Origin of the sequence: Myroides sp. (assembly GCF_032073645.1) — a bacterium.
GTDB classification, from domain to species: Bacteria; Bacteroidota; Bacteroidia; order Flavobacteriales; family Flavobacteriaceae; genus Flavobacterium; species Flavobacterium odoratimimum.
In genome coordinates this window covers 1-22,471 of sequence record NZ_DAMANB010000019.1, presented here as the reverse complement: position 1 = coordinate 22,471, position 22,471 = coordinate 1, and the positions used below count along the sequence as shown (strand labels likewise).

20 protein-coding genes and 1 tRNA gene are annotated in these 22,471 nt (G+C 35.0%); 8 read left to right on the top strand and 13 right to left on the bottom strand.

Annotated features, from left to right (window positions below):
* Window positions 1-305 precede the first annotated feature (305 nt).
* Entirely contained in the window at window positions 306-1,895 is a 1,590-nt protein-coding gene (locus RT228_RS13550; RefSeq protein ID WP_058699229.1) for a BCCT family transporter, read from the top strand.
* A 2-nt stretch (window positions 1,896-1,897) separates the two neighbouring features.
* Complete coding sequence (locus tag RT228_RS13545; RefSeq protein ID WP_006257477.1) at window positions 1,898-2,770, top strand: universal stress protein; 873 nt, start codon at window positions 1,898-1,900, stop codon at window positions 2,768-2,770.
* Window positions 2,771-2,806: 36 nt separating this feature from the next.
* Here the strand turns inward: RT228_RS13545 and rsmG are convergent, their stop codons facing one another.
* Window positions 2,807-3,436: a 16S rRNA (guanine(527)-N(7))-methyltransferase RsmG gene (rsmG, locus tag RT228_RS13540; protein ID WP_006257476.1), complete on the bottom strand. Its 630-nt coding sequence runs from the start codon at window positions 3,434-3,436 to the stop codon at window positions 2,807-2,809.
* 114 nt (window positions 3,437-3,550) lie between these two features.
* Between rsmG and RT228_RS13535 the strand changes: the two genes are divergently transcribed.
* A complete protein-coding gene (locus RT228_RS13535) occupies window positions 3,551-4,741 on the top strand; it encodes a pyridoxal phosphate-dependent aminotransferase (protein WP_006262731.1) in 1,191 nt (396 codons plus the stop codon).
* Window positions 4,742-4,833: 92 nt separating this feature from the next.
* Entirely contained in the window at window positions 4,834-5,412 is a 579-nt protein-coding gene (locus RT228_RS13530) for a Crp/Fnr family transcriptional regulator (RefSeq protein WP_006257474.1), read from the top strand.
* Between the two features lie 53 nt (window positions 5,413-5,465).
* On the opposite strand, the gene gpmI is transcribed toward RT228_RS13530, so the two are convergent.
* Complete coding sequence (gene gpmI / locus RT228_RS13525) at window positions 5,466-6,983, bottom strand: 2,3-bisphosphoglycerate-independent phosphoglycerate mutase (RefSeq protein ID WP_006257473.1); 1,518 nt, start codon at window positions 6,981-6,983, stop codon at window positions 5,466-5,468.
* A gap of 192 nt (window positions 6,984-7,175) precedes the next feature.
* Here gpmI and RT228_RS13520 point away from each other — a divergent pair, with 192 nt between their 5' ends.
* Complete coding sequence (locus tag RT228_RS13520; RefSeq protein ID WP_058699230.1) at window positions 7,176-7,919, top strand: murein L,D-transpeptidase catalytic domain family protein; 744 nt, start codon at window positions 7,176-7,178, stop codon at window positions 7,917-7,919.
* A 62-nt stretch (window positions 7,920-7,981) separates the two neighbouring features.
* On the opposite strand, the gene RT228_RS13515 is transcribed toward RT228_RS13520, so the two are convergent.
* Window positions 7,982-9,505 carry a murein L,D-transpeptidase gene (locus RT228_RS13515; protein WP_006262733.1) on the bottom strand — a complete coding sequence of 508 codons (1,524 nt, stop codon included), beginning with the start codon at window positions 9,503-9,505 and terminating at the stop codon, window positions 7,982-7,984.
* 244 nt (window positions 9,506-9,749) lie between these two features.
* Here RT228_RS13515 and RT228_RS13510 point away from each other — a divergent pair, with 244 nt between their 5' ends.
* A complete protein-coding gene (locus RT228_RS13510; RefSeq protein WP_006262734.1) occupies window positions 9,750-11,627 on the top strand; it encodes a TonB-dependent receptor plug domain-containing protein in 1,878 nt (625 codons plus the stop codon).
* 170 nt (window positions 11,628-11,797) lie between these two features.
* On the opposite strand, the gene RT228_RS13505 is transcribed toward RT228_RS13510, so the two are convergent.
* From RT228_RS13505 to RT228_RS13475, 7 genes are all read right to left on the bottom strand, one after another.
* On the bottom strand, window positions 11,798-12,448 hold the full coding sequence (locus tag RT228_RS13505) for a WG repeat-containing protein (protein WP_006257467.1): 651 nt from the start codon (window positions 12,446-12,448) through the stop codon (window positions 11,798-11,800).
* A gap of 72 nt (window positions 12,449-12,520) precedes the next feature.
* On the bottom strand, window positions 12,521-13,270 hold the full coding sequence (locus tag RT228_RS13500; RefSeq protein WP_006262735.1) for an SDR family NAD(P)-dependent oxidoreductase: 750 nt from the start codon (window positions 13,268-13,270) through the stop codon (window positions 12,521-12,523).
* Window positions 13,271-13,294: 24 nt separating this feature from the next.
* Window positions 13,295-15,625 (bottom strand): hypothetical protein, encoded by a 2,331-nt coding sequence (locus RT228_RS13495; protein WP_313138701.1) that lies wholly within the window; start codon window positions 15,623-15,625, stop codon window positions 13,295-13,297.
* A gap of 68 nt (window positions 15,626-15,693) precedes the next feature.
* Complete coding sequence (locus RT228_RS13490; RefSeq protein WP_006262737.1) at window positions 15,694-16,266, bottom strand: pentapeptide repeat-containing protein; 573 nt, start codon at window positions 16,264-16,266, stop codon at window positions 15,694-15,696.
* An 82-nt stretch (window positions 16,267-16,348) separates the two neighbouring features.
* The gene (locus RT228_RS13485) at window positions 16,349-17,497 is read right to left on the bottom strand and encodes a glutathionylspermidine synthase family protein (protein ID WP_313138700.1); all 1,149 of its coding nucleotides are present in this window, start codon (window positions 17,495-17,497) and stop codon (window positions 16,349-16,351) included.
* A gap of 3 nt (window positions 17,498-17,500) precedes the next feature.
* Complete coding sequence (locus RT228_RS13480) at window positions 17,501-17,884, bottom strand: hypothetical protein (protein ID WP_313138699.1); 384 nt, start codon at window positions 17,882-17,884, stop codon at window positions 17,501-17,503.
* A 7-nt stretch (window positions 17,885-17,891) separates the two neighbouring features.
* Complete coding sequence (locus RT228_RS13475; protein WP_006257461.1) at window positions 17,892-18,185, bottom strand: hypothetical protein; 294 nt, start codon at window positions 18,183-18,185, stop codon at window positions 17,892-17,894.
* Between the two features lie 246 nt (window positions 18,186-18,431).
* Here RT228_RS13475 and RT228_RS13470 point away from each other — a divergent pair, with 246 nt between their 5' ends.
* The gene (locus RT228_RS13470; protein WP_025125650.1) at window positions 18,432-19,307 is read left to right on the top strand and encodes an AraC family transcriptional regulator; all 876 of its coding nucleotides are present in this window, start codon (window positions 18,432-18,434) and stop codon (window positions 19,305-19,307) included.
* Window positions 19,308-19,373: 66 nt separating this feature from the next.
* Here RT228_RS13470 and RT228_RS13465 read toward each other — a convergent pair.
* The 3 genes from RT228_RS13465 to RT228_RS13455 all read right to left on the bottom strand — a co-directional run bounded on the left by RT228_RS13465 (window position 19,374) and on the right by RT228_RS13455 (window position 20,736).
* Window positions 19,374-19,444, bottom strand: a tRNA-Trp gene (locus tag RT228_RS13465).
* Between the two features lie 51 nt (window positions 19,445-19,495).
* Complete coding sequence (locus RT228_RS13460; protein ID WP_006257459.1) at window positions 19,496-19,870, bottom strand: DUF983 domain-containing protein; 375 nt, start codon at window positions 19,868-19,870, stop codon at window positions 19,496-19,498.
* A 137-nt stretch (window positions 19,871-20,007) separates the two neighbouring features.
* Window positions 20,008-20,736: a hypothetical protein gene (locus RT228_RS13455; protein ID WP_006257458.1), complete on the bottom strand. Its 729-nt coding sequence runs from the start codon at window positions 20,734-20,736 to the stop codon at window positions 20,008-20,010.
* Between the two features lie 329 nt (window positions 20,737-21,065).
* On the opposite strand from RT228_RS13455, the gene RT228_RS13450 reads away from it, so the two are divergent.
* Window positions 21,066-21,656, top strand: a complete 591-nt coding sequence (locus RT228_RS13450; RefSeq protein ID WP_313138698.1) for a cytochrome b/b6 domain-containing protein — start codon at window positions 21,066-21,068, stop codon at window positions 21,654-21,656.
* The last annotated feature ends 815 nt before the right edge of the window (window positions 21,657-22,471 follow it).

The window sequence follows — 22,471 nt, the reverse complement described above, 5'->3', positions numbered from 1 at the left end:
TACAATTCAGTGCTTTTTATTGGGAATGTATAACCGATGAAGAATGACATGATAAGAGTCATTCAGGCTATACTACTAAGTAAGAATACACTATATATTTTGCTTTTATCTTTTTTCGAATACAGAAAAAAGTCCCTTTTTATTAGGATCGTTTTTAAGAGAACACTATTTACCTATAACACTTATAAAACGACTGAGTAAAAACTATTATCTTTTTGCTTTTATTATTTTTCGATTACTGAAAAATGATCCTTTTTTATCTTTAAAGTACTGGGTTATCATTATTAATTTAAATAGTATAACTCATGTTTAAAAAATTACTTGATAATAGACAATTGGTTATTAATCCACCTGTCTTTATAACTTCAATATTATTAATAGTAGCATTAATCCTTACTTGTGTGCTTTTTCCAGAAAAAGTAGGAGTATGGTTTCCAGCTGCCCAATTAGCAGTAACTTCTAACTTCGGTTGGTTCTTTGTAGTCACAGTGAATATTATTTTAATATTTGCCATCTACCTTGCTTTTAGTAAGTTCGGTAAGATACGATTAGGTGGTGATGATGCAGAGCCAGAGTTTACTAAGGCGTCTTGGTTTGCTATGTTATTTAGTACAGGTATGGGGATTGGTATTATGTTCTTTAGTATTGCTGAGCCTGTATCTCATTTCTTTAATACTCCTAGACCGGTAGATTCTGATATAGAAGCTGCTGTACAAGCGATGGAGTTTACCAGTTTGCACTGGGGATTACACGCTTGGGGTATTTATGCGATGGTTGGTTTAGCTTTAGCTTTTTTTGGGTTTAATAGGAAGTTACCTATGACCTTTAGATCTCTTTTTTACCCATTCTGGGGAGAGAGAATACATGGCTGGTGGGGACACGTAATCGATATATTATCCGCTTTAGCTACAGTATTTGGATTATCGACATCTTTAGGTCTTGGGGTGATACAGATTACAGCTGGACTAGAGTATCTATATGGATGGGAGATAAGCCCTATGATGCAAGCTGGGATTATCTTGTTTGTAATCGGGATTGCTACTATTTCTGTTTTCTCAGGATTAGACAAAGGGGTTAAGATACTTAGTAATGCTAATATGTATATAGCGGCAAGTTTTATGTTGCTAATCTTTATTCTTGGGCCGACTCTATTTATTATGAAAGGGTATGTAGAGAATACTGGAGCGTACTTGGCTAATTTTATTGATATAAGTACATGGAATGATACTTACTTAGGTTCTGGATGGCAGAATGTCTGGACTATATTCTATTGGGCTTGGTGGATTGCATGGTCTCCTTTTGTAGGAAGTTTTATTGCTCGTATTTCTAAAGGACGTACAGTGAAGGAGTTTATACTAGGGGTATTGATTGTACCAGGGTTGATTACCTTATTATGGATGAACGTTTTTGGGGGTAGTGCTTTACACACTATTTTATCAGGTGATGTAACGATGATAGCAGCCGTTAAAGCTGATGTGTCTACTGCATTATTTGTATTCTTAGAGAACTTCCCTTTTACTAAGTTCCTTTCTATTGTAGCGATTATTCTGATTTTCTCTTTCTTTATTACCTCTTCTGATTCAGGTTCATTAGTTGTAGATAATATTACCTCAGGTAGTAATGGAGAGTCTCCTGTGTGGCAGAGAGTCTTTTGGTCTTTTGCACAAGGGATTATTGCTATCGTATTACTATGGGGTGGAGGATTGGATGCCTTACAGACAGCAGTTATTATTACAGGACTGCCTTTTGCTGTGATTCTTCTGGTGATGTGTTATAGCCTACAAAAAGGATTAAAAGAAGAGCTAGCGAAAACAACGAAGAAGGCTAAGTCAAAAGAAGAGAAGAGCTATAAGGAGATTATAGCAGAACTATTAGATGAACCTCAAAGCAAATAAGGATGGATAAGAATAAAAAATTAGATATAATAGTAGGTTTAGACTTGTCTACAATGGATCAATATCTGTTGCAATATATGCAGGTGCTAGACCAGATTTTAGATATAAATAAAGTAACCTATGTGCACAACCTTAAAGTAGGTGAGTTACCTAAGGAATTACTTAAACCAGAGAGCATTGTCGTTATCAAGGAGAAGATAAAGAATAAGCTTACTCAGTATTTCACAGAAGCAGGAGTGAGTTATGATTTCGAAATCTTGGTATCAGTAGAGAGTTATACAGAGATTGCTTTTATGAATATAGCTAAGAAATCTTCGTATGACCTGATGGTATTAGGTAATAAACAGGAACTAGAGGGTACTGGTGCCCTGGCTGATAAGCTGGTACGTATATTCCCTTCAGCATTATTATTAGTACCAGATACGTTTAAAGTACCAATCACAACAGTAATTGATGCGATAGACTTCTCTCGATATACGAGTGATATTATGATGTGGGCAGATCGTTTTAAGAATAATTCGAAGGGGCAAAAGATAGAGCATTCTGCAGTACATATCTCTAAGTCTTATATGGGGTTCTATCCTACGATGACGAATAGAGAATTAGAGAAAGTAACGAAGGATGATATCAAAGAAAAACAAGAGAAATGGAATAAGAAGTACGCTACTTATTCTGATATTGATATAGTGCCTGCTGGAGAGCGCAATATATCAGCATCCTTGATCGCTTATGCGCGCAGTAAAAAGGCTGATATGCTGATATTGGGAGTGAAGGGGACTACAGGATTTAAAGAGATATTCTTAGGTAGTGTGGCAAACCACTTGCTACACAGAAATACGAATACTTGCTTATTATTCGTTAAGCACAGTAAATAAAAGAAGAAGGGCTGTCTTATAGACGGCCCTTTCTTTTTATCCTTTATATTTTAAGGGTAAGTACACCACTTTTTTCGTTTCAAAGAATTCATCTGAGAAGATATTAGTCAGGTCAAACTGAACAGCTTTAGGGAAGTCCTTAAGCTCTTCTGTTAAGTCACCTCCTTTTAGGTATAATATACCATTGTCAAACTCATGCTTGTTTTCTTTCTTCGTTTTGTGTCTAATCCACTCTACGAAGTCAGGCATATTCGTAACAGCTCTACTTACGATGAAGTCAAACTTCTCGTCTATAGTTTCGGCACGTTTTTGTTCTGCTTTAACGTTCTTTAAGTCTAACGCTTTTACTACTTCATTAACTACGCGTATCTTCTTCGCGATAATGTCGATTAGGTAAAAGTTAGTTTCTGGATATAATATAGCTAAAGGAATACCAGGGAAACCTCCACCAGTACCTACATCTAGTATATTAGCTCCAGGAAGGAACTCCATAACCTTAGCGATACCTAATGAATGTAATACATGCTTCGTATATAGCTCATGTATATCCTTACGTGAAATAACGTTAATTTTAGCATTCCAATCCGTATATACTTCTTCCAATTTCTCAAATTGAGCAATCTGTTCAGGAGTTAAATTAGGGAAATATTTTAAGATTTCTTCCATGTCGTAAATTTTGACAAAAGTAGGCTTTTTATCGTGAATAAATAAAAGATAACACAGATTAATAGAGATATAATAATTACCTTTGGGATTAAGTTTCATTAAAATCACAACAAGATGAGCAACCAACTTCTATCTAATAGAATAAACAATTTGACTACTTCACAGACCTTAGCAATGGCTGCGAAAGCAAGAGAGTTAAAAGAACAAGGCGTAGACGTAATTAGTTTGAGTCTAGGTGAGCCAGATTTTAATGCTCCTGAGTTTATCAAAGAAGCTGCTATTCAGGCTGTAAAAGATAACTATAGTAAGTATCCTCCTGTAGAAGGATATAAAGAACTAAGAGAGGCAATAAGCAATAAGTTTAAGAGAGATAATAATTTAAATTATTCACCGAGTCAGATCGTTGTATCTACTGGTGCTAAACAATCGTTATACAATGTAGCTCATGTCATGATCAACCCTGGTGATGAGGTAGTAATTCCTGCTCCATACTGGGTGAGTTATGCTGAAATCGTGAAGATGGCTGAGGGTACTCCTGTAGAAGTACCTACTAGTATAGAGAGTGATTTTAAAATTACTCCTGAACAATTAGAAGCAGCTATCACTCCTAAGACGAAGATGATATGGTTCTGCTCTCCATGTAATCCTAGTGGTTCTGTGTATAGTAAAGAGGAATTCGAAGCTATAGCTAAAGTATTAGAGAAATATCCAAATATCTTTATCTTATCAGATGAGATATATGAACATATCAACTTTACAGGTAATTACTGCAGTATCGGAACTATCGGTAATTTAATTGACCGTACGATTACTGTAAACGGTATTGCGAAGGCATTTGCGATGACAGGATACCGTATCGGATATATCGGTGCCCCTGAATTTATCGCTAAAGCATGTACTAAGATGCAAGGACAAGTAACGTCTGGTGCTAATAGTATTGCACAACGAGCTACTATTACTGCTGTAGAGGCTGACCCTAGCGTATTAAAAGATATGGTTGCGGCATTCAAGAATAGAAGAGATCTAGTAGTAGGGTTATTAAAAGAGATTCCAGGAGTTAAGATTAATATACCTGAAGGAGCGTTCTATGTATTCCCAGACATATCTTCTTTCTTTGGAAAGACACTTCAAGGTGTAAAGATTAATAATGCGGATGATCTATCTATGTATCTGTTAGAGAAAGCACACGTAGCTACTGTAACAGGAGTGGCATTCGGGAATCCTGATTGTATACGTATGTCGTATGCGACTAGTGAAGACCAGTTGATCGAAGCATTCAAAAGAATTAAAGAAGCATTAGCGTAAGTTATAATCGTTAAAAAAGCCTTAGTAATGAGGCTTTTTTAGTTATCATGAGCATTATTGTTTATTTTTATACTTTATAAAAGTTCGTCATCGTGGATATATTATTACAGAGTTTTGCTAAACATGTTTCTCTGACTAAAGAGGAACAACAGATTATATTAGAGTCATTTACTGTAACTCGTTACCCTGCTAAAACGAAGCTGTTAAGTGCAGGAGAAGTATGTATTAATTCTACTTTTGTCGTTTCAGGTATCGTACGAAACTATTGTCTAGATGATCAAGCAGTAGAACATACTGTTAGCTTTGCAGCATCTGGATGGTGGATAGCTGATATGTATAGTTATTTATCTCAAAAACCTGGTAACTCTTATCTAGAAGTAGTAGAAGATGCGATAGTAATGACTTTGAGTAGAGATCATCAATTAGCTTTGTTTGATAGAGTGCCTAAGATAGAACGTTATTTCAGAGTTCTTATAGAGAGGTCACTAGTGGCTACACAACAACGACTGATGGACAACTTATCACTACCTGCAGAAGAGCGTTATACACGCTTTTTAGAGCGTTTCCCTGAGATTAAGTATTGTCTGCCACAGAAGCAGATAGCTTCTTATTTAGGGGTTACTCCTGAGTTTTTTAGTAAAATGAAGAAAAAGATGCTTACAGGAAAGTAAATGTCTATGATATAAAATAGAAAAGCCACTCATCGAGTGGCTTTTTTTGTATATTATACTAGAGAGTGTCTAGTCATTTCTTCTGGTTGAGGTATGCCTATTAGTTTAAGAATAGTAGGAGCTAAGTCTCCCAGTACTCCATCCTTTACCTCTTTGATATCATTGTCTACGATAATGATCGGTACAGGATTAGTAGTATGTGCTGTGTTGGGAGTACCATCAGGGTTGATCATTACCTCACAGTTACCATGATCTGCTAACACTATCGTAGTGTATCCATTATCAAGAGCAGTTGTGATTACTTCTTTTACACATTGGTCTACTGCTTCGCATGCTTTGATTGCTGCTTCCATTACACCTGTGTGTCCTACCATATCTCCGTTAGCAAAGTTTAGACATACGAAGTCAGCTTCTCCTTTTTTCAATTCAGGAATAAGTGCGTCTTTAAGGTCATAAGCACTCATCTCAGGCTTAAGGTCATAAGTAGCTACCTTAGGAGATGGACATAAGATACGCTGTTCTCCATCGAATGGAAGTTCTCTACCTCCAGAGAAGAAGAAAGTCACGTGTGGATATTTTTCTGTCTCTGCAATACGTATTTGTTTTTTACTATGTTTTTCTAGTACTTCACCCAATGTGTTGTGTAAGTTCTCTTTGTCATAGACAACATGTACATTCTTATAAGTATCATCGTAGTTCGTAAGCGTTACAAAGTACAAGTCAAGTTTCTTCATGTCATGATCTGAATGATCTTCTTGAGATAATACACGTGTTAGTTCTCTTCCTCTATCCGTTCTAAAGTTAAAGAAGATCACTACATCGTCATTTTCAATCTTTCCTATCGGCTGATTGTTTTCATCAACCATTACAATAGGCTCAATAAACTCATCAGTCACATTATTTAAATAACTTGCTTCAATGCTTTTTACTGCATCAGTAGAGTGAATACCTGTACCGTTTACTAACAGATGGTAAGCCTTTGCTACTCTTTCCCAACGCTGGTCTCTATCCATTGCATAGTATCTTCCGATTACAGAAGCTAGTTTAGCAGTAGATAAGCTCAGTCTGTCTTGTAGTTGTTGTACGTGATTTGCACCCGATTTAGGATCTACATCTCGTCCATCTGTAAAAGCGTGAATACAGATATCTGATACTCCTGCAGCTGATGCTGCATCTACTAGACCATATAAATGTTGCTCATGAGAGTGTACTCCACCATCAGATAGCAGTCCTAAGAAGTGTACTTTTTTATTGTTTGTCTTTGCGTATTCGAATGCTGCTTGTAATGCAGGCTCTTTAGCAATAGTGTTATCTTCTACTGCCATATTTATTTTTACAAGATCTTGATAGACGATTCTACCTGCCCCAAGATTCATGTGTCCTACTTCAGAGTTACCCATTTGCCCTTTTGGAAGACCTACATTTAGTCCATCAGTAAGTACAAATGTATTAGGATATTTAGTATATAGACTGTCTATAAATGGCGTATTTGCGTGCTCGATAGCTGATACTTTAGGATCTTGAGTCTGTCCCCAGCCATCTAGAATCATTAATATTACTTTCTTATTCATAATAGTGAAACTTTAAATATTATTAGTTGTGTTATACAAATTTACGCATACTTATTCAAAAAAGGCAATGTTTGATTCTTGAAATAACGGCATTAAATACTTTTATTATTAAAAATTCCTTTGGTCGTATAATATTTTTTTTAAATTTACGTTTCTAAAATTAGAATTAAAGACTATAAATGAGAAGGTTATATGAAACAAAAGAATTTTTATTGGTTATTTGCCTCAATGGCATTTTTTGGGAATGTAGTAGGAAGTAATACTTTACCAACGTCGAATGAATATACAAATGTGATTGAAAAAACTGTAGATAACACAGTAGATTCTGAAGAATATAGTTTTGAAAGTACGGCTAAGAGTTTGTATTCTAGTTTAGAATTAAATCATTATAATGCTCCTGCTAGAGCAGTATATACTGCTGCACTGAAAGGGTATTATAAAATGCTAGAAACAGGTAAGATTAAGAATGAGAAGTTGACTATCGTTGACTTTAGTTTATCGTCAGCTAAGCCTCGTCTATGGGTGATAGATATGAAAGAGAATGCTGTTCTGTTACAATCACTTGTAGCACATGGCAAGAAGACAGGAGAAGAATACGCAACTACGTTTTCTAATCGTGTGAACTCACATATGAGTAGCTTAGGATTTTATACTACAGGAGAGACGTATAACGGAAGAAATGGATTCTCTCTTAGATTAGATGGATTGGAAGCAGGGATTAATGATAAAGCTAGAGAAAGAGCGATTGTAATCCATGGAGCGGATTATGCTTCACCTGATTTAGTACGCGCTCAAGGGAGGTTGGGACGTAGTTATGGTTGCCCAGCTGTGCCTGTAGAAGTAAATGATGATTTAATAGAAATGATTAAAGACAAATCTTTACTGTTTATTTATTATCCAAGTAATCAGTATGAGCTAAAGTCAAAATTTGTTTAGTAAGACCTTTTATATAAAGAAAAACACCCATTAAGATTTCATTCTTAATGGGTGTTTTTTTGTTATTGTAGTTTAGTGTATAAATCGTTATCAAACTTATAGACATCTCTAAACTGAGTTATCTTACCATTGTTATCTACTTGTATAGTCCAGTATAACTGATGGATGTGTACAGCCTCTTTACTAGTTGTGATATTCTTAGTATTTTGAGAATCAAGAATCTTTTTTATTTCTTCTTGAGAGATCTCATTCTGTTGTATATCAAATACAAATTGTGCTAGGTCAAAAGGATCTTCTACACGTATACATCCAGAACTTAAGCTTCTCTGAGCTCTATTAAAGTTAGCTTTATTAGGAGTGTCATGTAAATACACTGCGTGATTGTTATCAAACATAAACTTAATACGTCCTAATGTGTTACCTACACCGGCTTTCTGTACATATCTATAAGAAGAAGCTTTGCTAGAATCCCAGTTTTCTGGAGCTACTACTTTGCCTGTGCTCTTATCGTAGATTGTAAATCTAGCATTAGAGAAGTAACTTAAGTTAGCACTAGCTTTAGGTGTTAAGTCATTCTTTAGAATGGTAGGAGGAACTGTCCATGTTGGATTGATCACAATTGTCTTTAGAACTGAGCTCAGTATAGGCGTTTTACGACCTGTCGTACCTACGATTACCTTGTGTTGTTTTACAGTATCACCAGACTTCACCGCAACTAAACTATAATCAGCTATATTGATTAAGATATAGTTATCACCTAAATCTCTTGGGAACCATCTCCAACGTTCTAGATTGACTACTAGCTTTTCTTTTACAGTAGCTTCTTCTTTTAGGATGGCCTCTATTGTTTTCTTATCAGCAACACCGTTCTCGACTAGTTTACTATTTTTTTGAACTTGTTTTAAAGCAGTTACGACTCCTTCGTTATTGATAAAGTCCTTTGATAGGCTATCAGGGTAATAACTCAAGAAGTTTAAATGTTTTTTAATATTCACTAGCTCAGGTACTGTATCATTTAACTTATACTTAGCTGTCACAGCTTTGATTGTATCTTGATTCAGTTGATATAGGTTTGATAGTTTATTTTTTAGATTGACATATATTTTATGAGGTGATCTTAAACTATCAAAGGTCGTCTGTATTGTTCCTCTACTTAAAGCGAGTTGCATTGTAGCAGCTGTATTTAGTTCTTTTGGAAACATATCCCAGTCATTGTATAATCTTCTAGGATTTTGTACACCATTATACAAGTCTTTACTCGCATTAAAAAATGCTTTAGTGAACAGAAAATCTGCTTGTATTTTATCTAGGTCTGATAGCCTTTGATAATCTTTGTGAAATTGATGAACTTTTTCAGTATTGTACTTTGAGTTATTGATTCCATCTAAATATGCTTCGTCAAGTACTTTTAGAAGTTGTTCTCGGTTACTTGTTCTTCCCCAACCGATTTGGTATAGGTTCTCTACATAGAACTTTTGGATATCCTTTGGAAGACTAACTATAGATGCACTATCTACGTGTATCTTTATTTGATCCTCCATAGGGTCTACCTTGATGGTATCATTGAGAATCAAAGTTTCTGCCATAGTATTTGCCTTTTTACAAGAAGTAAGGACAAGTATACTCAAAAAACTGAAGATTAAATGTTTCATGTTTTTATATATTATACTGCGAATTTAATATAATATAGTGAATAATTTGTTGTTTATTCTTAAAATGTTCTATAAACCTCGTTTTGGAGTACTGTAGGCCGGACTAGTTGTTATTTTAAAAGTGGACTAGTATATAAGAAAGGAATAAGAATAGTTTTGCGTAAATAAACTACCTGAAATGAAGAATAATTATGTCATTTTAGCCTTGTTAAGTACTGTTTTTACTGTACAAGTGCAAGGACAAACTAAGACAGAAAATACCCTTGAAGATAAAATAGAAGAAATAGTAATCTATAATCAACGATTACAGTTGCCAAGTTCGCTGAAGAATAGAAATATTACATTTATTAATCAAGAACAGATAAAACAATTACCTGTGTCGTCTATTAATGAGTTGTTGACTTATGCTACTGGTGTTGATATTCGTCAGAGAGGTCCATTTGGAACACAATCAGACTTTAGTATTGACGGAGGTAGCTTTGAGCAGAATGTATTGTTGCTTAATGGACAGAAGATTTCAGATCCACAGACAGGGCATAATAGTCTTAACGTACCAATTCCTTTAGAAGCGATTGAACGTATAGAGATAGTACGTGGACCTTCTGCTCGTCTATATGGTGTGAACAGCCTGACAGGAGTTGTAAATATCGTAACGAAGAACCCTAAAAAAGATGGTCTTTTTGCTAATACGTATATCGGAAGTAGCTTAAAGAAAGATAAAGAAGGCGATCATGGAGAGTTATTTAATAACCGAGGTATTCAATTAGGAGGTACACTTGTACGCAAAAAAGACAATCATATGTTATTTGGTAGCCATGACTCGGGTAATGGTACTCGTTATAACACTGCTTTTAATAACAATAAGATCTTTTATCAAGGGAATTATACCCCTAATGAGAATAATGCTATTATGGTACTTGCAGGTCATGCTAGAAGTTCTTTTGGAGCAAATGGATTCTATGCTGCTCCTGGAGATAAAGAGTCAAAAGAAGTAGTTTCTACATCAATGGTAAATCTGAGTTCACGTCATTATTTAACTGACCGTTTTACATTAATGCCTAGTGTAGCTTACAGATATAACTTTGATGATTATCGTTACTTCAGACAGGAGTTAAGTAAGGCACGTAGCCGTCATTACTCACATGCGATTACTAGTAATATTAGAGGAGAGTACTTAGCAGATTTTGGTAAGGTATCTTTTGGAGGAGAGATGAGGTATGAAGAGATTAACTCTACTAATATCGGGGATCACAGCAAGAGTAACTATGGATTGTACGCTGAGATACAACGTGAGTTCTTTGATCGATTAGATGTAAATCTAGGGGCTTATGTTAATTATAATACGAAGTATGGATGGGAAGTTTTCCCAGGGATAGACGCTAGTTATACCTTTAATGAACATTGGAAAGCGATGTTTAATGCTGGTACAGCAAGTAGAATACCTTCTTTTACAGATTTGTATTTAGATCAACGCCCTGGTAATATAGGTAATCCTGATCTATTACCAGAAAAAGCTTATCAGATAGAATTAGGAGGGAAGTATGTCAATAAAGGATTTAGAGCAGAGGCTTTTGCTTTTTATAGAGATATTGATGACTTTATCGATTGGATAAGAGTAGATACGACAGTGCCATATCAGCCATATAATGCTTCTAAGAATAAGACTAAAGGATTTAATACAGCATTAAAGTATAAAGTAGGATCAGAGAAGTCTTATTGGGATTTAGGATTATCATATACTTATTTATCTCCTAAAGTGGAGAATAAAGGAGAAGATAAGATCTCTAAGTATGCGATAGAGAGTTTAAGACATCAGTTAGTCGGAACAGTTAATTATACTTATAATAAGTTTAGTGCTACACTGGCTAATCGTTTTAATGAGCGCATCAGTTATAAGAACTATTGGATTACAGATGTAAGAATCAACTATAATCTAAAGAAATATAGTATCTATCTAGATGCTCAGAATATATTTGATACGACTTATATAGAGGCAGGTGCAGTACCTATGCCTGGTAGATGGTTTATGTTAGGAGTGAAGTTTAATGGACTTTAATATATAAATTGGTTAGTTGGAGTTTTCAGATGACTACATACTATTTAGATTATCGTGGGGTAGTTTCAATAGTATGAATCAATTACTACAAATACTTAGAATACGCTTTTTTGCTATGAAATTCTAGTATACAAAAACGGTAAGCCTTGTACAGCTTACCGTTTTTTATTTTAATAAGATACCTTAGTTCCTTTTTTATCAATCGTAAAAGATTCAAATTTTAGTTCTACTTGTGCTTGTCCATCTTCGAAGTTACTAGCGTAGTCATATTGAAAAGGGATGACTACTCTTCCTTTGTGATCGATATAACCAAACAATTGATCTTTAGAAGCTAATGCTAATCCATCAGAGTAGCTTCCTACATAATCATATTGAGCAGAGATAATCTTTTTACCTTCTGTGTTGAAGAATCCCCACTTGCCACCTTCTAAGAAGGCTATTTTGTACTCACTACTCGTCTGTAGTTCTTCATAAGCAAAAGGAATAATCACTTCTCCTTTATCATTTATTGCGCCTTGGAAGTTGTCCATAGACACGATAGATATTCCTTCTATAAAAGATTCTATTTGATAGAAAAGAGGCTCGATGAAGATTTCATTCTTATTGGTTTTGATTCCAAACAATTCCAACTTCTTATCTTGATACCATCTTAAGTTGTTTTGAAACTTAAAGTCTGGATCATTTTTTAAGTCGAGATAGACGGTGTCTAGTTTTACACTTTCCTCTAACTGTACATTGATGTGTGAGTAGGTACTTTTATAAGCCCAACTAGATGTGCAACTCAGCCCTAATAAGAGACTTATTGCTAAGATTTGTTTCATTCTAATAGAAGATTAACATACTGTAATTCCTCTGCAAATGTATTAGTTTTGGGATGATTAATATGATAATTTTTACAATTTTTTATGAATGGTTGTTGCACCAGCTTGAGCCTTCGGAAATACTGTAATATCAGCTATTTGTACATGTTCAGGTTGGTTGACGATATAAGCTATAGCATTCGCTATATCTTCTGCTACTAATGGAGTATACCCTTCATATACCTTTGCTGCTCTATCGCTATCTCCTTTAAATCGGATTAGGGAGAAGTCTGTTTCTACTGCCCCAGGAGCTACATTAGTTACCTTAATTCCATCAGATAATAAATCATATCTCAGTCCTTTAGAGAATGCCTCTACAGCAGCCTTAGAAGCACAGTAGATTGTACCGTTTTGGTATGACTCTTTCCCTGCGATAGAAGATAGATTGACGATATGTCCATATTGTCTTTTGATCATAAGAGGAACAATAGCTTTAGTCACATAGATTATTCCCTTTACATTGATATCTATCATAGCTTCTAAGTCCTCTAGAGAAGCTTCTTGGAAAGTAGCTAATCCGTGAGCATTTCCAGCGTTATTGATTAGCACATCTATATCTTGCCATGCAGTCGGAAGAGAGGCTATTGCCTTAAAGGTAGCTTCTTTATCACTCACATCGAAGGTTAGTGTCATCACTTCTGTCTGCTCTGCTAGTTCACGCTCTATGGCAGCTAAGTTCTCTTTATTTCTCCCACACAAGATTAGTCTGTGATTAGCAGCTAAGGCTTGCGCTGTTGCTTTTCCTATACCTGATGTCGCTCCTGTAATGAATGCTGTTTTCATATCTTTTTGTTTTGTGGTGTTGTACTATAAGACGGTTTGTTTTAAACCTTGCATTATGCATAACCAAAGATAATTGAAAAAAGACTTCTCTTGGACTCTATCTACTTTTTTAATATTAACTGTCTTGACTTCATCCTTAGTGTTCTTTCGGATAAACATATTCCCCACAGCAGATAAGAACTTTTTCTTTTGCTGCCCATCTTTCTTATAGATAGTTACTTTGAGATCCTCATATTGCATACCATAGGTTCCTGTCGCAGAAGTATTATTACCAGTGAAGTTAAAAGTGACTAGACTGATACTACCTTCTGTATTAGCCTTGACATAAGGCTGTAAGAACGGGCGCATAGAATTAGCTGGGAAGTTCGTAATCTTACCTTGTATATTGAAGTTATCTCTTCTGTTAAGTACATTGAAAGACCAGTCCACACGCAGTGGAGCTGCGTTCATAAACCTCGCATTGACAGCTATCGTAGTAGTAGGTACTTTAGTGACACCATATCCACTATATATATTCTTAATAGTCGCATTGAAGTTGTGGAACATAATCTTACCCGGAGCTACTGCTTTAGGGTCCGTCTCTTCATAGACTAGTTTAGAGTTGCGTATCGCAACATTGTTTACCTCTAATCCGAATTTTAGATCTCTCAGCTTTTTACTAAACATGGGCTTGATACTCATATTGAATGTAGGAGCCTTATCTCTAAAGATATTAGCATCAAGTTGATTGATGTTGATCTGTTCTGTTTTAAACAGTAGTGTTCCTTTGGTATCGAAGTCATAGTTATAATTCTTTAGAGCTATCTCTTTGGCATGTAGTGTGAAGATATCATCTGCATATCTAAACATGCTTACTGTCTTCTTTCTAGAGTACTTTGGCTTCATATTGAAGTTAGCCAGTTTTAGCTCTTTATTATCGATAGATAGAGAGTCTACACTTATATCATAATATTTCTTCGTATCGTATGTAATCGCTCCAGAGGATAGCGTAGTCTTGCCATAAGTAAAAGGAATCTTATTTCCACCAGTGTTTTTATCAATGCGTATATCTGCTATCACAGCATTGATATTATTCACCTTTAAGCTGTTGCTATTTGTCTTTCTATCGTGTATTTGAAAAGTAGCCTTGCGCAGCACTAATGAATCTAATGTGATATAATCCGACAGTAATTTAGCAGTAGTTTTAGGTTTACTCTTTACATCATTAGGAGTATAGGTGATAACAGGAGAGTCTATCGCTATTTTAGCTACTTTTAGTTGTTCTCCTACCTTATTGTTGATATCCGTTAAGACTATATTAGTCTTAGATGTATTCCAAGTGTCTAATGCATCTAATGATAATTTGTTAATCTTAATGTCGCCTATCTTCAAAGCAAATGGAACTAGTGCAGGCAATGTATCATATACCACTGCCACCTCTTGCTTTTTCTGCTTTTTAGTTTTTTTAGTAGGTTGTTTTTCTGCTACTTTGATATCTTGTTTGAGTTTGTTGTTTTTGATAGTGATCGCTGTAGAGTCTGTCTTTATAGAAGCAATGTCAAGGTAGAAGTCTTGCTCATTTTTATACCCCCAGTCTGTCCCAGTCAGCTTTAGCTGTGGAATATCTACAGACAATAAATTCTTAGCTAATTCTTTTGACTCGACAGTCTCTGAGAACGGCTTTACAGATAGCTTGTGCATCTCTAGCGCTGTTGGTTCTATGATAATCTTACCGATGGTGAACTTATGCCACTCATTCAGCTTACTATAGATAGAGTCAGTAGTCATCACATAAGAGTCATAACTAAAAGGTATTGCCTTCTCTACGATTTCTTCACCGAAATGTACTCCTCTGATTGTTGCATTGAAGTTATAGACCTCATTTAGTCTTGTATTACTCTTTCTGTCTTTTATTAAGACATGAGCATGCTCTACGATAATAGATTCTATATCTATATCATTTTTTACGTTTATTTTAGCTTGCTTCTGCACGACACTATCTCCTTTAATCATCACTATACTAGGATGACTTAGTTTGATTTTGTTTGCACGTAGATTCTTGTTCTGCAGCAATTCTTTGATAGCTACCCCTTGAATCACTATTTTATCTAGTCTTGCACTGATATAAGTAAGATTAGGGTGAGTAGTAGTATCTTTAGGAGTGACTGTGATTCCAGAGACAGTTAGTCTTCTTAAGGCAGGATAATAGCTGATGTCCTCATACGTTAGATCATAAGGAGTATCATTCTTCTCTGCGATGATCTCTGGTAAGTGTTTATATATAAAACGGTTTAATGCATATCTCCCTACCTGATATAGTCCTAGTAGACTGATACCAATTATTAAAAGGATTTTGACACGTTTTGATAATTTCATTTTTTAATAAAGATAAATTAATACTTAAAAGTACTAATTTATCTTTATGTTTTTGTAATTATTATGAATTACTTTAAAACTAATTGATGCTTTGTTAATAAACCAGCTAATCCGTCCATAGAGAATATTGCTTTTTTAATCTTAGTGAACTGTGGGTCTATATCATAGTTATAACTCGTATAGAAGTCCGCTTTCTCTGCATTAGCTTTGTGAAATACTGCACGGTGTAAGTTACAGTTGTCAAACAGTGCCATACTCAGATCTGTATCAGAGAAATCAGCACTGATTAGACTACAGTTAGAAAACAGTTGCTTTTTAAGCTTTAATCCATAGAACTGAGTTAATTCTAAATTACAATCTGTAAAGGTAAATTCGAATATAGTCTGGTCTATCATGGCGAAGTTTACACGTGTAAAGTTACAAGCTGTAAAGTTGACATTGCGCAGTCCTACATAGTTCACCTCTGCATCTTTAAAATTGCAGTTGATAAAATCACAGTCTATAAAAAGAGTAGCTAAGAATGAACAAGCGCTCAGATCACAGTTTTCAAACTTACAATTCTCAAATTCTTTAAATGAGATATCGTTATAGTTAAATACAGTGTTACTGTATTGTTTGTCGTATATAAATTCAGGAGTCATCTGTCTGGTGTTAAAAGTTAGCTACCGTATATAGAACTTATCCATATACGGTAGCAAGATATAATATTATAAAGATTTATCCTTATGGTTCTTCTATGATATGAGGTATAAATCTGCTTTTGTCTGTTGTGATTCGATTATTACTTTCTCGGAATGTAATCCCACATGATTCTTGACCTATGATCCAGCTTCCGATAATAGAATATCCTGTTGACTCTTGGTGTAAGTGAGCTAACTCTTGACAGATATAGCCTTCTTCTCCATAATCTCCAGGAGTAGCTTCTACGATAGCTCCATGCTGGTATAGCGTTACATTAGCACCTTCTCTTGAGAGTAAAGGTTTCTTTACATAGTCACGCATCCCATTAGGTGTATCGAAGTAGGTCTCTAGTAGTAGTGGATGGTTAGGATACAGCTTCCACAGTACAGCCATGATAGCCTTATTAGATAAGATCATCTTCCATGACGGTTCTATCCAGTTCGCTTGTGCTTCGTCATTCGGTATATGTAGCGCAAATGGCTCATATACCAACCATTCCCACGGATATAGCTTAAATATATCAGTTATCGTCTCTTCTTCTAGGTCTGTAAAGTTAACCCCATTCCATCCGATATCATCTATGAAGATTAGCTTTGTGTTGATACCAGCTTGTATAGCAGTGTCTCTTAGGTATTCTATATTCGTTAGATCCTCTAAGGTCTCACGCATACAACTGAAGTGTAGAGTGTCCCCTTTAAGATAAGGCTTTAGATCACGCCATGAAGCGATTAATTGATCGTGTACAGAGTTAAACTGGTCTTTGCGTTCACCGAAGTAATGTTGCATCCATTGCCACTGTGTCACTCCTGTTTCATACAGAGAAGTAGGAGTATCTGCATTAAACTCTAATACTTTCAGTTGTTGTTTTTTCTCATCGAAGACAAAGTCAAAACGACCATAGATACTTGGAGCATCGTTCTCCCATGACTGCTTTATATGATCGTGAAAGAAGATCGGAATCTGAAATTGATCAAATAGATTATGTGTGATCACATGATCTACTGCTTCTAGACACATCTGCCATAGCTCAGTAGTGGCATTGTATATCTCGTCAGCGAATGCTGGCTCTATACTGTAATAGTAGTGTTCTATCCAGTAAGGGATATTATTCTCATCCGTGTGAAATCCAAAACCGTTGTCTTCTAATCTCTTTTGCCAATTTGCATCAGCTGTTAGGTATTTTATTCTCATAGATTATGAACTAACAGTAGATGACTTAGAAGTATTACCAAAACCTCCTCTAGCTGACTTATGTGTCTTTACAGCATTAGATTTAGACGTATTCGTACCTACATTAGCTTGGTGAGAGAGTCCATTACTAGCATATCCCATACCTCCACCCATTAGTGGTCTGAAGGCCATATACCATAGTAGCGCAGTTCCCATACCACCTCCACTGTGATGGCGTTGTTGATTATATTGTTGAGTCACATCCGTATAAGGTGCAGAGCTATCTGCTCTCATATATACCTTCTGTGCTTGTTCTTTTTCTTCTTGTTTATCAGGAGTCTTAGAGCATGAAGCTAATGCTGCTGTGATAAGTACTAGACTCACTGCTTTACTACTTTTTCTATTCATGATATTATTATTCTACAGTTACATAAATCGGCACTTTTACTAGAGAAGTAGGCTTAGTATCTCCCCATGCGCTTACTTCTTTTGCTGTTTTGATCGTGTCCGTTTTTTGTGTTACTAGTTGACCATTCGCCCATATTTTTTGACTTGTGATATGTAGGATACTATCTCCTGCTACTACAGACTTGATTGTTACTTCTCTTGCAGATTGTTTATCGATAGTCTCAAGATCTGTTTTTTTAGTTTCACCACCTCCACATGAGGCTAGCCCTAATACCATAAGAATAGGTAGAATATATTTCATAACAATTATTTATTTTAACGAGTGCTAAAGATAGTAAAGTTTACTCAAAACTTTGTTTGTTGTACAGTAGACTTTTTGGATAATATTCACGCTTAGTTCTTGATCAAGTGTGTACTAGCGTATTATAGAGACTTTTTGTTTTTTAAATAGATAATGTAGAACAGTAGCTAGGACATAAGCCATTAGCATAAGAATTATTTAGTGTAAACTAAAAATACTATTTTTGTTTGACCATATATTAGATTGATGAAAGATATTACTATTTTACAAATGCGAGATTTGACTGAGGAGGTTAAAGGAGCTGATTTTTATGCCAATACGATACCACAACACCTTATCACAAATCACGATCATGTGGAAAAACCACATCGACATGATTTCTATGTTTGTATGATTTTTACCAAGGGGAGTGGTAACCACGAGATAGACTTTCAGAGCTATGAGATACAGCCTGGTATGGTATTCATGCTAGCACCTGGGCAGACGCATAGTTGGATCTTATCAGAGGATATAGATGGTTATATCTTTTTTCACACTCAAGAGTATTTTGATTTATTCTTTGTCCGAGAGACGATACGCGAGTATCCTGTATTTAGATCAGCGTATTACCCGAACGGTTTTTTACTAAATGAAGAGAGTAGCGTATTAGTGGAGAATCTAATGAAGAGAATGACAGATGAGGTAAGCCAGCCCAACTGGAAGAAGAACTTCTCTCTCGTGAATCTAGCTTCACTCTTCTATATAGAATGCAATAGACAGCTACTAGAAGGGAACTCCTTTAGTGCTGTACCAAACTTGCAGTATAATCAACATCTACATCACTTCGAGAACCTATTAGAAAAGAACTTTCGCACGGAGAAGTCGGCTGCAGTGTATGCAGAATGGATGAATATGACACAAAAGCATTTAAATCGCGTGTGCAAGACGTTATTAGATAAGACTACTACCGATATCATTATAGACAGAATCGTCTTAGAGGCTAAGCGTATGCTTATCTATACAGGCAAAAGCTTTAGTGAGATCGCTATGATGCTAGGATACGATGATTATTCTTACTTCTCTAAGGTGTTTAAAAAGAGAACTGGTATCTCTCCGAAAGAGTTCCTTAAAAAGTATGTGTAAAATAAGAGAATGATATAAAAATAAAAAGCTCCTTAATGTAAATATTAAGGAGCTTTTTTTACGCTGCACGGGTGGAGGGATTCGAACCCCCATCAACGGTTTTGGAGACCGCTATTCTACCCTTGAACTACACCCGTTTCTCTGTTAGGTGGCGCAAATATAATAACTTTTATTTTAATAAACCTAGACTATTGCTCATCTTTTTTATAAAATAAATTTAACCACATGATTCGAGATAAGCGATAGTTAAATGTCCACAGAATAAAGATTACAAAGACAATTGCAATAAATGCGTGTAACATCGTGATATTCAAATCAAATAAGTGATTGATGATAAGACGAAGCACCATCACCGTTACCATTTCAGCAACTGTAAGTGCATAACTCATATACATAGCCCCAAAATAAAATCCTGTTTCTCTATGGAAGTTATATCCACAAGATCCACACTCTTTCGTCATTTTCGGCATCTTAAATGTAATCGGATTTCCTTTGTCATGGAATATGTGCTCTTTACCACAGTTAGGGCATTTTCCACTAATAACTTTGCTGATATAAGACATAATTTATTTTTTATGCAAAGTAACTTAAAAAAACTGAAAGCTTTGCGCTTAATATACTTGTATTTTGGTAGTATTCGGACATTTTGGCTGTTAAAGTACTTTAATGTATTTAAATAATACAAAAAAAAAGAAGGAGATTAATACTCTCCTTCTTCTTCTGATGTTATTTCTTCTGTCTCATTAGAATATTCTTCTTTTACATCTAAGTATTCTAATGGATTCGCTTGTGTCGGTTCATTGTAGTAATCGTCGTATTCTTTATATAAGTTCGCGATTTCTTCTAATGTTAATACTTTATCTCCCTCTTCACCTTCTTCTTCTACAGCTTGGTTGTATTTTTTGTAGATACGAAGTTTATCTGCATCGTATTGTTTTCTCACTACATTTCTACTCGCGTAGTACAGTTTACGATCTTTGCTGTACTTTCTGTATACTTCTTTTAGTTCTGCTTTATAAGCTGAGTCTAGTGCAGCCATCTCCGTTTTTAGATCAGTGCTCTCTTCTTCACTAGCAGCTATTTCTTTTTTAATTACATTCCAACTTTCTAATTGGTCTTCATTCAGTGTTCTATTTACGAAGTTGTCATAACCAGCGAATAATTGACGTTGGTGCATGTTCTTTTCTACCTCCTGCATCTTTGTTTTAGAATTCAGATTCTGTAAGTCACGCTTAATGTATTCATTTTTGATTGTCAAGGCTCCTACCTGTTTTTGAGTTAATTTAAGCTCATCTTTATTTGATAGAATTTGAACAATGTCTAGGTACTCAATCTTCTTTACAGGCTCTTCCTGTTTTTTAGATTTTCGTTGACCATAAGAAGTACTAATTGACATTAGTATTACAAACAAGAGTAATATCTTTTTCATTCCAATTTATTTTTGATTCAATAACAATTTGTTTTTCACTCTGCAAATTTAAGATAAATATTAATATTTTATTTCAAAAAAATATTGCAGACTAACAAACATACTTTAAAAAATAGACATAATAGAGTTAATCTATTTTTTCTGCATTTTATTAGCTAGATATATAACGGATGGTATCATTTGATATTGTATAAAAAGCCATTTTTTTTACTTTTTTCAAATTATGTTCACTTTTGTTTAGAAGTTATTGATTGTTATTTCTATATTTGATTATTGTAATTGTTTTAAATTAACATATTTGGTAATTTAATTTTATTAAAAGTATTAAAATGAGAATGAGAGGTGAGTGCTATAGCTTGGCATTTCGGGTTTTGCACTGGAGTATAGCATTCGTGATGCTAGGTATGCTTATCACTATACTGCTGCGTTATACCTGGCTGAATAAAGAAGGCATGAGTGAAATCATTATGGAATATTGTACTTCTCAGGAGGTTAGTATGACTAAAGAGAAAGCCATCGTACTCGCTAAGCGGTTACGTGCTCCTATGTGGGAGTGGCATGTCTACTTGGGTTATACCTTGATGGGATTAGTATTCGTGAGAATCATACTAGGGATGATGGATAGAGTACCGTTCTTAAATCCGTTTAAGAGAGGAATTACACTTAATACACGTATTAGAGCAGTTATATACTTAGTGTTCTATGTCTGTGTGGTTATCTCTATAGTATCTGGAGTCGTCTTAGCATTAGATATCGAGACAGCTTATAATAATGAAATAAAGAGTATTCATTTTGGCTCTATATATTACTTCGTGACATATTTAGTTATCCATTTTATCGGAGTACTATTCGCTGAGCTGAGTTCAGAGAACGGAATAGTCTCTCGTATGATCAATGGAAAGAGTAAGTATGACCTGTAGATATAGGGTTGTCTAATGATATATTAGGTTAGTGTAAATGTGTTTTGTTGAAGAGCATCTGTAGTCATACAGATGCTTTTTTTATAATTCTAAATCATTGGTTTGTTTTGATTTTGTTCGGAAAAACACCCTTTTTACCGAAGGATTACCGAACATGACCCGAACCATTCCCGAACAAAACTTAAATAGGAAAAAAGTTTTCTAGTGTAGATAAGGGATGCCGTATTTAAAAAGAATCATGTAGTAACTTTATTTCTTATCCATATTTATGGATGTGTTAAAGATAGTTTTGTTCAGACTTGCTAGGGGAATGCTTGAGGGTTTCTTGCACCTTTCTTCGACAAAAACGCCTTTTGGGCAAGGAAAGCCCAAGGAATCTCCTAGCAAACCCCTAGAAAGTGCAAGAGGAACATTCTTATTGTATTGGTAAGAATGGAATTCAAAAGTGGTGTGTTGGTTTATAAATTTTAATTTTTTGGTATGTATTAATTAAAAGATTGTTGTAATAGAGAATTGCTAAAAAGTTTTCAATGCGTTAGGAATGACGATAAGTCTTTCTATATATAATAGTAATTAAATAGGTAGAGAGTATTGTTTTTATCAGTATAAAATAGATGTGTGTGCCAGTAAAGGGGGGCTTATAAAAACTTTCAATATGTTATTGCGTACGTTTTTTCTTAAGCTACTGAAATGATTGAAAAACTGAAATGATAATAAAAGTGTAGATTTTTTATATAGTGTCTTAGTTGGTAGTTAATAAGTATGCACCCGAGCAAGTACATCTAGTGAGATCTAATTATTCTTCTACATTATCC